10 protein-coding genes and 1 pseudogene are annotated in these 12,421 nt (G+C 71.2%); 9 read left to right on the forward strand and 2 right to left on the reverse strand.

Features of this window, described 5'->3' with window-relative positions; genetic code table 11:
* The first annotated feature begins 2 nt into the window (after positions 1-2).
* A complete protein-coding gene (locus tag ACFYWQ_RS07090; RefSeq protein ID WP_389513563.1) occupies positions 3-941 on the forward strand; it encodes an N-acetylneuraminate synthase family protein in 939 nt (312 codons plus the stop codon).
* 67 nt (positions 942-1,008) lie between these two features.
* On the forward strand, positions 1,009-2,100 hold the full coding sequence (locus ACFYWQ_RS07095) for a hypothetical protein (RefSeq protein ID WP_389513565.1): 1,092 nt from the start codon (positions 1,009-1,011) through the stop codon (positions 2,098-2,100).
* A 165-nt stretch (positions 2,101-2,265) separates the two neighbouring features.
* Here ACFYWQ_RS07095 and ACFYWQ_RS07100 read toward each other — a convergent pair whose 3' ends face one another.
* Positions 2,266-2,961 carry a class I SAM-dependent DNA methyltransferase gene (locus ACFYWQ_RS07100; RefSeq protein WP_389513567.1) on the reverse strand — a complete coding sequence of 232 codons (696 nt, stop codon included), beginning with the start codon at positions 2,959-2,961 and terminating at the stop codon, positions 2,266-2,268.
* 393 nt (positions 2,962-3,354) lie between these two features.
* On the opposite strand from ACFYWQ_RS07100, the gene ACFYWQ_RS07105 reads away from it, so the two are divergent.
* The gene (locus ACFYWQ_RS07105; RefSeq protein WP_389514378.1) at positions 3,355-4,584 is read left to right on the forward strand and encodes an amidohydrolase; all 1,230 of its coding nucleotides are present in this window, start codon (positions 3,355-3,357) and stop codon (positions 4,582-4,584) included.
* A gap of 309 nt (positions 4,585-4,893) precedes the next feature.
* The gene (locus tag ACFYWQ_RS07110) at positions 4,894-5,958 is read left to right on the forward strand and encodes a BMP family protein (RefSeq protein ID WP_389514380.1); all 1,065 of its coding nucleotides are present in this window, start codon (positions 4,894-4,896) and stop codon (positions 5,956-5,958) included.
* 72 nt (positions 5,959-6,030) lie between these two features.
* Here ACFYWQ_RS07110 and ACFYWQ_RS07115 read toward each other — a convergent pair.
* Positions 6,031-6,401 (reverse strand): annotated as a pseudogene (locus ACFYWQ_RS07115) (zinc ribbon domain-containing protein); the annotation flags it as partial.
* A 254-nt stretch (positions 6,402-6,655) separates the two neighbouring features.
* Here ACFYWQ_RS07115 and ACFYWQ_RS07120 point away from each other — a divergent pair.
* From ACFYWQ_RS07120 to ACFYWQ_RS07140, 5 genes are all read left to right on the forward strand, one after another.
* Positions 6,656-7,708 (forward strand): BMP family protein, encoded by a 1,053-nt coding sequence (locus ACFYWQ_RS07120; protein WP_389513569.1) that lies wholly within the window; start codon positions 6,656-6,658, stop codon positions 7,706-7,708.
* A gap of 234 nt (positions 7,709-7,942) precedes the next feature.
* Positions 7,943-9,598, forward strand: a complete 1,656-nt coding sequence (locus tag ACFYWQ_RS07125) for an ABC transporter ATP-binding protein (RefSeq protein WP_389514382.1) — start codon at positions 7,943-7,945, stop codon at positions 9,596-9,598.
* A complete protein-coding gene (locus ACFYWQ_RS07130) occupies positions 9,595-10,719 on the forward strand; it encodes an ABC transporter permease (protein WP_389513571.1) in 1,125 nt (374 codons plus the stop codon). Before ACFYWQ_RS07125 ends, ACFYWQ_RS07130 begins: the two co-directional genes overlap by 4 nt.
* The gene (locus ACFYWQ_RS07135) at positions 10,719-11,981 is read left to right on the forward strand and encodes an ABC transporter permease (protein WP_389513573.1); all 1,263 of its coding nucleotides are present in this window, start codon (positions 10,719-10,721) and stop codon (positions 11,979-11,981) included. The genes ACFYWQ_RS07130 and ACFYWQ_RS07135 overlap by 1 nt, the downstream gene beginning before the upstream one ends.
* Positions 11,978-12,376: a cytidine deaminase gene (locus ACFYWQ_RS07140; RefSeq protein ID WP_389513574.1), complete on the forward strand. Its 399-nt coding sequence runs from the start codon at positions 11,978-11,980 to the stop codon at positions 12,374-12,376. The genes ACFYWQ_RS07135 and ACFYWQ_RS07140 overlap by 4 nt, the downstream gene beginning before the upstream one ends.
* Positions 12,377-12,421: the final 45 nt, after the last annotated feature.

A 12,421-nucleotide genomic window follows, 5' to 3' on the forward strand; every position in this document is an offset into this window, starting at 1 on the left:
ACATGAGCACCAACACCCGCCTCCGCCAGTTCGGCTCGCGCACCGCCGGCCCGGGGCAGCCCGTGTACATCTGCGGCGAGATCGGCATCAACCACAACGGCGAGCTGGACAACGCCTTCAAGCTCATCGACGTGGCCGCCGAGGCCGGCTGCGACGCCGTCAAGTTCCAGAAGCGCACCCCCGAGATCTGCACCCCGCGCGACCAGTGGGACATCGAGCGCGACACCCCCTGGGGCCGGATGACGTACATCGACTACCGCCACCGCGTGGAGTTCGGCGAGGACGAGTACCGGCAGATCGACGCGTACTGCAAGGAGAAGGGGATCGACTGGTTCGCCTCCCCGTGGGACACCGAGGCCGTCGCCTTCCTGGAGAAGTTCGACGTCCCCGCCCACAAGGTGGCCTCCGCCTCCCTCACCGACGACGAACTGCTGCGCGCCCTGCGCGCCACCGGCCGCACGGTGATCCTCTCCACCGGCATGTCCACCCCGAAGCAGATCCGCCACGCCGTCGAGGTCCTCGGCAGCGACAACATCCTGCTCTGCCACGCCACCTCGACCTACCCGGCGAAGGCCGAGGAGCTCAACCTCCGCGTCATCAACACCCTCCAGGCCGAGTACCCGAACGTCCCGATCGGCTACTCCGGCCACGAGACCGGCCTCCAGACCACCCTGGCCGCCGTCGCCCTCGGCGCCACCTTCGTCGAGCGCCACATCACCCTCGACCGCGCCATGTGGGGCTCCGACCAGGCCGCCTCCGTCGAACCGCAGGGCCTCACCCGCCTCGTCCGCGACATCCGCACCATCGAGTCCTCCCTCGGCGACGGCGTCAAGAAGGTCTACGACTCCGAGCTCGGCCCGATGAAGAAGCTGCGCCGCGTCACCGGCGTCGTCGCCGAGGCGGAGATCGCCGCGGCGGCCGGCGAGCCCGTCGCGGTCTGACCCGGACCCCGACCCCGGACCCCCTCCGACCACCGCCACCAGTGCCCTACGGGACGGTCGTACGACGATGAGCCCTCGCGCCGGGTCCACCGGCACCACTCCCCACACCCTCGCGTTCGTCGAGAGCCCGGTGCAGCTCCTGAACGTCCTGGAGTGGGCGCACGCCCAGGAACTCCACCCCCAGGAGGAACCCGGCGCGGGGCTCACCCTCGTCGTCCTGTCCCCGACCGACCCGATGACCCGCGGCCAGCTGCGCCGCATGGCCGAGCTGGCCCGCGAGGAGGGCCACGAGGTCCGCTGGGAGGAGGCCCGCGGCGGCACCACGGCCCCCTTCCGCACCATCGGCGGCCTCGCCCCCCTGCTGCGCGGGGCACGCCGGGTCGTCATGGGAGACCCCTTCTCCCGCTACGTCCAGCTCCTGCTGACCATCACCCGGGCCGCCGACCTGGTCGTCGTCGACGACGGCACGGCCACCATGGAGTTCGTCGGACAGCTCGCCCGCGGCGAGCGCCTGGTGCGCTGGCACCGCAAGGGCGGCACCCCCGGACCCCGCGACCTGCTCTTCGCCCCGGTGTCCGCCTCCGCCCGCCGCCGCCTGACACCCCGCGCGGACCGGCGGGTGGAGGTCTTCTCCTCCATGCCGGTGACCGAGGCCCCCGCTGACGTCACGGTCACCCCCCACACCTTCGCCTGGACCCGCGCCCGCTTCGGCCCGCCCCGCGTCACGAGGGGCGCGGACCTGGTCGGCACCTCCCTCGTCGAGACGGGCGTCGTCGACGGCGACCGCTACCTGCACGCCGTCGGCGCCCTCGCCCGGGCGCACGGCGCCACCCGCTACTTCGCCCACCGCCGCGAGAGCGCCGACAAGCTCCACCGGCTGGCCGGCGAGACCGGTCTGGAGATCGTCCGCCCCGAGCTCCCCCTGGAACTGATCGCCCGCCGGGGCCCCATCGGCAGCACCGTCCTCAGCTTCCCCTCCACCGTCGTCCACACCCTCCCCCTCGCCCTGGCCGGCACCGGCGTCCGCGTCGCCGTCTGCGACATCGACCCCACCTGGCTCACCGCCCACGCCTCCCCCCGCGCCCACGGCTTCCTCTCCGGCGTGACGGGAACGGCCCGGGGGGTGGACCGGCTGGCGACGGTGGTGAGCGTGGCGTAGCGCAGGCACCCGCGACGACGAGCGACGCCCGCGACGACGACGAGCGACGCCCGCGACGACGACGAGCGACGCCCGCGACGACGACGAGCGCCGCCCGCGACCACGACGAGCGCCGCCCGCGACCACGACGAGCGACGCCCGCGACCACGACGAGCGACGCCCGCGTCACCTCGCGGCGGCCCCGCGTCCCGCCCCCTCCGGCCTGCGCACCAGCAGAAAGGCCCGGCCCCGCGTCTCCTCCCCCTCCGGCTCCCGCGTCACCCGCGCCCGCACCTCCAGCCCGGCCCCCGCGAGCCGAGCGGTCACCGCGTCCGGGCCGCGCCAGAAGCAGGGCAGCGAGACCGGGTGACCGAACCGCTCGGTGAGCCGCTCCTCCTCACCGTCGCCCGTCCGGAAGCCGAGCAGCAGGTGGCCGCCGGGCACGAGGACCCGCCGGAACTCCCCGAACAGCACGGGCAGCCGCTCGTCCGGCACATGGATGACCGAGTGCAGGCAGAGCAGGCCGCCGAGGGTCGCGTCCGGCAGGGCCAGGGACTCCATCGAGCCCACGTGGAAGCGCAGCCGGGGGTGGGTGCGGCGGGCGAGGGCCACCATGCGGGGCGAGACGTCGACGCCGAAGACGGGTACGCCGAGGTCGTGGAGGCGGGCCGTCACATGGCCGGGTCCGCTGCCGACGTCCGCCACCGGCTCGGTCCCCCGCTCCCTGACCAGCTCGGCGAACCCGGTGAGCAGGGCCCGGTCCAGGGGCCGGTGCCCGAGTCCGTCCGGGACGCGGCGCGCGTACTCCTCGGCGATCGCGTCGTAGGACACCCGGGCGTCCCGCACATGACCGGGGTCCGCCGGCCCGTTCGGTTCCGTCACGGGGCGGACTGTAGCGAGGGCCGGTGAACGCCGGGGGAGGAACGGCCGTCCTCCCAACGGCCGAACTCCCCCAAGGAGCCGCGGCCCGGCGTCACGGAGGTGCCGGGGGCCGGTACCTCCGCGTACCGGCCCCGGTCCGCGGACCGCGACGCGGGTTCCGGCAGATGGACAGGCACGGCGTGGTTTCCCTGTGCCGTGGTATCCGTGGAGAGAGGAAAGAGTGAGATGGGTGGCGATGTCATGATCACTCGGGCGAAGTCGGCCGAGTTTACCCACCTCGAATGACAGCCATGCGCCGCGCGGCCAACTTTTCTTCACCGAATGGGTTGAAGTTTTGTTGATCGGGTCAGTTGACCGCCTCGGCGTCCTACCCTTCAGAGGGTGAAGCAACAGATGTCCCGAGAGTCCGAGGCCGATTCCGCCGGGGAAGACGCGCTCCCCGGCACCCTTCCGGAATCCCTGCGCGCCGAGCTCGTCGCCTTCCGCCGCGACATGCACATGCACCCGGAGCTCGGCAACCAGGAGTTCCGCACGACCGCAGCGATCAAGGAGCGCCTGGAGAAGGCGGGCCTGAAGCCGCGCGTCCTGTCCAGCGGAACCGGGCTCATCTGTGACATCGGCGACTGGACGGACGGCGTCCCCGTCCTGGCGATGCGCGCCGACATCGACGCGCTGCCCATCCCGGACACCAAGACGGAGTGCTCCTACCGCTCCACCGTGCCCGACCGCGCGCACGCCTGCGGCCACGACGTGCACACCACCGTCGTCCTCGGCGCCGGTCTCGTCCTCGCCGACCTGCACCGCCAGGGCCGGCTCCCGCGCCCGGTCCGGCTGATCTTCCAGCCCGCCGAGGAGGTGCTGCCGGGCGGTGCCGCCGAGGCCATCGAGGACGGCGCGCTGGAGGGCGTGGGCCGGATCATCGCCGTGCACTGCGACCCCCGTGTCGACGCCGGTCTGATCGGACTGCGGGAGGGCGCCATCACCTCCGCCTGCGACCGGCTGGAGATCGCCCTCGACGGGCCCGGCGGCCACACCGCCCGCCCCCACCTGACCACCGACCTCGTCACCGCCGCCGCCCGGGTCGTCACCGACGTCCCCGCGCTCGTCGGCCGCCGGGTCGACACCCGGGCCGGCCTCGCGGTGACCTGGGGCCGGATCGACTGCGGCCACGCCCCGAACGTCATCCCGCAGCACGCCGAACTGTCCGGCACCGTGCGCTGCCTGGACATCGAGGCCTGGCGCCAGGCCCCCGACCTCGTGGTCGCCGCGATCGACGAGGTCGCCAACCTGCACCGCGCCAAGTCCGAGATCAACTACGTCCGTGGGGTCCCCCCGGTCGTCAACGAGCCCGGCGTGACCGCCCTCCTGCGGGACGCCATGCTCGCCCGGCACGGCGAGGCGTCCGTCGAGGGCACCGAGCAGAGCCTCGGCGGCGAGGACTTCTCCTGGTACCTGGAGCGCGTGCCCGGCGCCATGGCCCGCCTCGGCGTCCGCACCCCCGGCGAGCGCACCGTCCGCGACCTGCACCAGGGCGACTTCGACGCCGACGAACTCTCGATCAAGGTCGGTGTGGAGCTGTTCACCGCCGCCGCGCTGCTCGACGCGGCGACCCGCGTGAACTGAGCGCGCGCCGGCCGTCGTACCGGCCGCTGTACCGACCGTCGTACCGACCGGAGGGGCGCCGGAAAGGCGCCCCTTCGTCCGCTCGTGTCACCCGGCCGTAACCGGCGGACGCCGCCCGTAACGCACGGTCGGCACGAATCGATAACGGCCGCGAGGAACCCCGTTCCCCTCCCCTTCTACGCGCGTTACTGTGCGCCGGAATCGCCAGCCGGAACGGCCCGTCGGGGAGCCGCGCCGCAGGCGTCACATTGGGGACGAGCGGGCCGGTGACGGCGCCGTGGGGATGAAGGGGTGGCTGCTGTGCGTCTCATATCTCGGAGGACCGGGTTCTCCCGGGCCGCGGTGACCGTCGCGGCCGTCGCGCTCGCGGCCGCCGGCTGCGGCGAGTCCAGCACCGGCTCCAAGGCCGCCGACGCCAAGGAGTCCGGCACCTACACCGGCAAGGGCATCGGCCTCGCCTACGACATCGGCGGCAAGGGCGACCAGTCGTTCAACGACGCCGCCTACGCCGGCTTCCAGAAGGCCGACAAGGAATTCAAGATGGGCGGCCGGGACGTCGAGCCGCAGGACGGCGAGTCGGACGCGGACAAGGTGCAGCGCCTCACCCAGCTCGCCCAGGCCGGCTACAACCCGGTGATCGGCGTCGGCTACATCTACGCGCCGGCCGTCAAGGAGGTCGCCGCCAAGTTCCCCGACACCACCTTCGGGATCATCGACGACGAGACCGTCCAGGCGAAGAACGTCGCCGACCTGGTCTTCCACGAGGAGCAGGCCTCCTACCTGGCCGGCGTCGCCGCCGCCAAGGCCTCCAAGACGGGCCACATCGGCTTCATCGGCGGTGTGGACATCCCGCTAATCCACAAGTTCGAGGCCGGCTACGTCCAGGGCGCCAAGTCCGTCGACCCGGCGATCAAGATCGAGTCGCAGTACCTGACGGAGACCCCCCAGGAGGGCGGCTTCTCCAGCCCCGACAAGGGCAAGGCGGGCGCGAGCGGCCAGATCGACGCCGGCGCCGACGTCATCTACCACGCGGCCGGCCTCTCCGGCCAGGGCGTGATCTCCGAGGCCGCCGCCAAGAAGGTGTGGGCCATCGGCGTCGACTCCGACCAGTACAACCAGAGCTCGCTCGCCACCTACAAGGACTACATCCTCGGCTCCGCCCTGAAGAACGTCGGCGGCGCGGTCTACGACCTCGCCAAGTCCGTCCACGACGGCAAGCCCTTGTCCGGCGTGGTCCGCGGCAGCCTCTCCAACGACGGCGTCGGCTTCGCCGACTCCAACCCCAAGTACCAGGCCATGACCGAGGTCGTCGCCGCCGTGAACGCGGCCAAGCAGGACATCGTCGACGGCAAGGTCACCGTCAACACCAATTGACATGCTCCTCGCCCTGAAGGGCGAGGATTCTGGCCTTCCTGACTGGTTGCCGTGCCTCCCCCAAGCTCTCAACTACGTTCGAGCAGGGGGTGCCCCCATCGCGGCACGGTTTCCGGTCGGGAATCCGTGGCTTCCTGTTTCTTCGCGCTGTGCCGGGATCGCTCCCGGTCTTACCGGCGCTCCGCAGGCCGATACCGCCAGTCCGGCGGCCGTTTCGATGTTGATCGCGGCGTTGTGGTCCCGGTCGTGGACCGTGCCGCAGGCGCTGCAGGTCCATTCCCGGACGTCGAGGGGCTTGGACCGTCCTTGACCCCGCAGGTGGAGCAGACCTGACTCGTCGGCTCGAACCGGCCGATCTTCACCAGGGTGCGCCCGTACCGGGCGGCCTTGTACTCCAGCATGTTCACGAACGACGCCCAGCCCGCATCATGGACGGACTCGGCGAATAAAATTCCGGTAGCGCTTCCGCCCGTCCGGACCTCCGTCCGACCCCTGATACGCCCCCCACGGGTGTCCTCGCAGCTGAGCGCCCCTTGCCCACGGCAAGGGGCGCTCAGCTGTCCGTAGTCTGGACAGTAACTGTGGCCACATCTCGATAACGGACCGGACAGAAGGGTTTTTCCGTCCGGTCTACGCGCGTTACGCTGCGCCGGAACCAGCGCCTGGTTTGGGCGCTTGCACGAAGGAGTTTCGTTCCATGCGCCGGGTGTCCCGTATCGCGGTTGCGGGTGTTGCCACCGCAGCCCTCGCCGTCACCGTTTCCGCTTGCGGAAGCTCGTCCACGTCGTCCGCCGCCTCCTCGGGCGACGACAAGAACCTGGGCCTCGCCCTCGCGTACGACGTCGGCGGCAAGGGCGACCAGTCCTTCAACGACGCCGCCACCTCGGGCATGGAGAAGGCCGACAAGGAGTTCGGCTACACGTCCACCGCCGTGGAGCCGCAGGACGGCGAGTCGGACGCGGACAAGGTGCAGCGCCTGGAGACCCTGGCCAAGCAGGGCTACAACCCGGTGGTCGGCGTCGGCTACGCCTACGCGCCCGCCGTCAAGGAAGCCGCCGCGAAGTTCCCGGACACCACCTTCGGCATCGTCGACGACGAGCAGGTCAAGGCCGACAACGTCGCCGACCTCGTCTTCAGCGAGGAGCAGGCCTCCTACCTGGCCGGCGTCGCCGCCGCCAAGGCCACCAAGTCGAATGTCGTCGGCTTCGTCGGCGGTGTCGACGTCCCGCTGATCCACAAGTTCGGGGCCGGCTTCAAGCAGGGCGTCCAGGACACCAAGAAGGGCGTCACGGTCAAGGAGCAGTACCTGACCGAGACCGCCGCCGAGGGCGGCTTCTCCAGCCCCGACAAGGGCCAGAGTGCCGCCGAGGGTCAGATCGACGCCGGCGCGGACGTCGTCTACGCGGCCGCCGGCCTGTCCGGCCAGGGTGTCATCAAGGCCGCCAGCGCCGCCAAGATCTGGGCGATCGGCGTCGACTCCGACCAGTACCAGCAGGACGCGCTGAAGGCGTACAAGTCCTCGATCCTGACCTCCGCCATGAAGAACGTCGAGGGCGCGGTCTACGACCTGGCGAAGTCCGTGAAGGACGGCAAGCCGCAGTCCGGCGTGGTCCGCGGCAGCCTCTCCAACGGCGGTGTGAGCCTGGCCTCCTCCAACCCGACGTTCTCCTCGGACAAGACGATCCAGGACGCCGTCACCAAGGCCGCGGAGGCCATCAAGGCCGGCACGATCACGGTGAAGACCTCCTGACGACCGTGTCGCGGGCCTGTCGACGGCCTGTCGAAGGCATGGCCAAAAGGGCGCTGTGATGACAGCGTTACGGCCACGGAACGGGGCCCTGGGAACATGACCTCCCGGTGCCCCGTTCGCGCGGCAGAATGCTCGGAACAGATCGGCTCCGAAACGAGTCGATCAGGTCCGGGCACTATTCAATGCAGGGGCGCTACGCGCGTAGAGAGGCCCCTTTCCCGAGGAGAGTGCGCCATCGACGCGTCCAGCAGCCCTCCGCCCACCGCCCCGTCGACCGTCGCGGTGGAGCTCGCGGGCATCACCAAGCGATTCCCCGGTGTCGTCGCCAACCACGACATCCACCTGACCGTCCGCAAGGGGACCGTGCACGCCCTGGTCGGTGAGAACGGCGCGGGCAAGTCGACCCTGATGAAGATCCTCTACGGCATGCAGAAGCCGGACGAGGGCACCATCGCGGTCGACGGCGAGCAGGTGAGCTTCGGCAGCCCGGCCGACGCGATCTCGCGCGGCATCGGCATGGTCCACCAGCACTTCATGCTCGCGGACAACCTGACCGTCCTGGAGAACGTGGTGCTCGGCAGCGAGAAGCTGTACGGCATCGGCGGCGGCGCCCGCCGGAAGATCAAGGAGATCTCCGACCGCTACGGCCTGGGCGTCCGCCCCGACGCCCTGGTCGAGGACCTCGGCGTCGCCGACCGCCAGCGCGTGGAGATCCTCAAGGTCCTCTACCGCGGCGCCCGCACCCTCATCCTCGACGAGCCGACCGCCGTCCTCGTCCCGCAGGAGGTCGACGCGCTCTTCGCCAACCTGCGCGAGCTGAAGTCCGAGGGCCTCTCCGTCATCTTCATCTCCCACAAGCTGGGCGAGGTGCTGTCCGTCGCCGACGACATCACCGTCATCCGCCGCGGCACCACCGTCGGCACCGCGGTCCCCTCCGCGACCACCCCGCGCCAGCTCGCCGAGATGATGGTCGGCAGCGAGCTGCCCACCCCGGAGACCGCCGAGTCCACGGTCACCGACCGGCCCGTCATCACGGTGGAGAACCTGACCGTCCACGCCGCCGGCGGCGCCTCCGTCGGCTGGGAGGAGGAGCCCGCGGGCGAGGGCCTCACCGAGTTCGCGGGGGGCGGCGACGTCAAGCGCGTCCTCGACGACGTCACCTTCACCATCCACGCCGGCGAGGTCATGGGCATCGCCGGCGTCGAGGGCAACGGCCAGACCGAGCTGATCGACGCGCTGATCGGCACCCGGCACGCCGACTCCGGCACCATCGCCTTCCTCGGCGAGGACATCACCGGCTGGCCCACCCGCAAGCGCCGCGAGTCCGGCGTCGGCTACGTCCCCGAGGACCGCCACCGCCAGGGCCTGCTCCTGGAGTCCCCCCTCTGGGAGAACCGCATCCTCGGCCACGTCACCGAGACCCCCAACGCCAAGGGCTTCTGGCTGAGCCCCAAGGGCGCCCAGGCCGACACCCGCCGGATCGTCGAGGAGTACGACGTCCGCACCCCCGGCATCGACGTCACCGCCGCCTCCCTCTCCGGCGGCAACCAGCAGAAGCTGATCGTCGGCCGCGAGATGAGCCACGACCCGAAGTTCCTGATCGCCGCCCACCCCACCCGCGGTGTGGACGTCGGCGCGCAGGCGCAGATCTGGGACCGCATCCGCGAGGCCCGCCGCGAGGGCCTGGCCGTCCTGCTGATCTCCGCCGACCTCGACGAGCTCATCGGCCTGTCGGACACCCTGCGCGTGATCTACGACGGCAGGCTGGTCGCCGACGCGGACCCCGCGACCATCACCCCGGAGGAACTGGGTTCGGCCATGACCGGCGCCGCGTCCGGGCACCTCGAGCACGTCGAAGAAGAAGCCGCCCCGGAGGACGAGGCCCGATGAAGAAGTTCGACAAGGAGCGGCTGCTCCTCGCGGTGGCCGGCCCGGCCATCGCGCTGGTCTCGGCGATCCTGCTGACCTCGGTCGTGCTGATCGCCTCCGGCAAGAACCCCTTCGAGCCGTACCGGCTGATGCTGGAGCAGATCCCCTACTCCGACATCCAGGTCCTGATCATCAACCAGGCGTCGCTGTACTACATCGCCGCCCTCGCGGTCGCCCTCGGCTTCCGGATGAACCTGTTCAACATCGGCGTCGACGGCCAGTACCGCCTCGCCGCCATGATGACCGCGGTGGTCGGCGCGCACGTGGCGCTCCCGTCCTTCCTCCAGATCCCGCTGCTGCTGCTGGTCGGCGCGCTCACCGGCGCGTTCTGGGCGGGCATCGCGGGCGTCCTGAAGGTCACCCGGGGCGTCAGCGAGGTCGTCGCGACGATCATGCTCAACGCCATCGCCACCAGCCTCATCGGCTACCTGACCCTCCGCGACAACTTCGGCGTCCTGGTCGGCGACAACGTCACCACCGGCGAGATGAAGGAGTCCGGCTGGGTGCCCGGCATCGACCTGGGCCCGGACGTCGGTGAGATCTACGGCCTGGTCTTCCTCGCCGCCGCCCTCGGCATCGGCTACTGGGTCGTCCTCAACCGCACCCGCTTCGGCTTCGACCTGCGCGCCACCGGCGCCTCCGAGACGGCGGCCGCCGCCTCCGGCGTCAACGCCAAGCGCATGGTCCTCACCGCGATGCTGATCTCCGGCGCGGTCGCCGGCCTCTCCGGCCTGCCGCTGCTGCTCGGCGACGCCCACACCTACAGCCTCAGCTTCCCGGCCGGCCTCGGCTTCACCGCCATCGGCATCGCCCTGCTCGGCCGCAACAACCCGGGCGGCATCGCCCTGGCCGCCCTGCTGTGGGCCTTCCTGGAGAAGACGTCCCCCGCCCTCGACTACGCCACCCCGGTCGCGTACGAGAAGGAGATCGCCACGATCATGCAGGGCCTGATCGTCTTCGCGGTCGTCATCTCCTACGAGGCCGTACGCCAGTGGGGGCTGCGCCGCCAGCAGAAGCGGGTCGGCGCCGAGCTCGCCGCCCAGGCCGCCGACAACAACGCCAAGAAGGAGGTGGCGGCCTGATGTCCACCGCGACCATCGCCAAGCCGCAGGCGAAGCAGCCCGGCAAGGGCGGCCGCCGCATGTCTCTCCCGGTACTCCTGCTGGTCATCGCGGGCGTACTGGTCCTCACCTCGATCGTCCGCCTGATCAGCGGCGCGGACGGCATCACCTCGACCGGCCAGATGTCCACCGCCCTGCGCCTGGCCGTCCCGATCGGCCTGGCCGGCCTCGGCGGCCTGTGGGCCGAGCGCGCGGGCGTCGTCAACATCGGCCTCGAGGGCATGATGATCCTCGGCACCTGGTTCGGCGCCTGGGCCGGCTACCAGTGGGGCCCGTGGACCGGTGTCGCCTTCGGCATCATCGGCGGCGCGCTCGGCGCCGTCCTGCACGCCGTCGCCACCGTCACCTTCAACGTCAACCACATCGTCTCCGGTGTGGCCCTGAACATCCTGGCCCTGGGCACCACCCGCTACCTGTCGAAGTTCACCTTCGAGGACGTCCCGCAGGGCTCCTCCAAGCAGTCCCCGCCGATCGAGTCCCTCGGCACCTTCGACATCCCCGGCCTGTCGTCCTGGCTGGAGACCCTGAACGAGAAGCACTGGTTCCTCGTCTCCGACCTCGCGGGCCTGGTCGGCGGCCTGGTCACCAACCTCTCGCCGCTCACCGTCGTCGCGGTCGCCCTCGTCCCGGCCACCTGGTACGTGCTGTGGCGCACCGCCTTCGGCCTGCGCCTGCGCTCCTGCGGCGAGAACCCGGTCGCGGCCGAGTCCCTCGGCGTCAACGTCTACAAGTACAAGTACATCGCCGTGATCGTCTCGGGCGGCTTCGCCGGCCTCGGCGGCGCCTTCCTGTCGATCGTCGCGTCCAACGTGTACCTCGACGGCCAGACCGCGGGCCGCGGCTACATCGGCCTCGCCGCGATGATCTTCGGCAACTGGATGCCGGGCGGTCTCGCCCTCGGCGCCGGTCTGTTCGGCTACACCGACAGCCTCAACCTGCGCGGCGGCACCACCAACGTCCACGCGCTGATCCTGCTGCTGGCGATCCTGCTGGTGTTCGGCGCGGCCTACCTGGCCTGGCAGAAGAAGTACGTCTCCGCCGTCGTCACCGTGGTGGTCTCGGCGGTGATGTTCCTCTGGTACGCCAGTGTGGACGAGGTCCCGCGTCAGGTCGTCTCCGCCGCCCCGTACCTCGTCACCCTGCTGGTGCTGTCGCTGTCCGCCCAACGCCTGCGCATGCCCAAGGCGGACGGCCTGCCGTACCGGAAGGGACAGGGCAAATGACCCCGGCCGCCCCGGTCGACTGGGACGCCCTGCGGGAGCTGGCCCGGGAGGCCATGCGCCACGCCTACGCCCCCTACTCGGGCTACCCGGTCGGGGTCGCGGCCCTGGTCGACGACGGCCGCACGGTCTCCGGCTGCAACGTCGAGAACGCCTCCTACGGCATCGGCCTGTGCGCCGAGTGCGGGCTGGTCTCCGAGCTCCAGCGCACCGGCGGCGGCCGGCTCACGCACTTCACCTGCGTGGACGGCCGGGGCGAGATCCTCGTCCCGTGCGGCCGCTGCCGGCAGCTGCTGTACGAGTTCGGCGGCCCCGAGCTGCTGCTGGAGACACCGGCCGGGATCCTGCCGCTGGCGGAGATGCTCCCGCAGGCCTTCGGCCCCGACCACCTCAAGTAACGACCGCGCCCGCGAAGCAACGCCCCGAGGCCCCTCCGACCGCCC

It is taken from the genome of Streptomyces sp. NPDC003247, assembly GCF_042888135.1.
Lineage (GTDB): Bacteria > Actinomycetota > Actinomycetes > Streptomycetales > Streptomycetaceae > Streptomyces.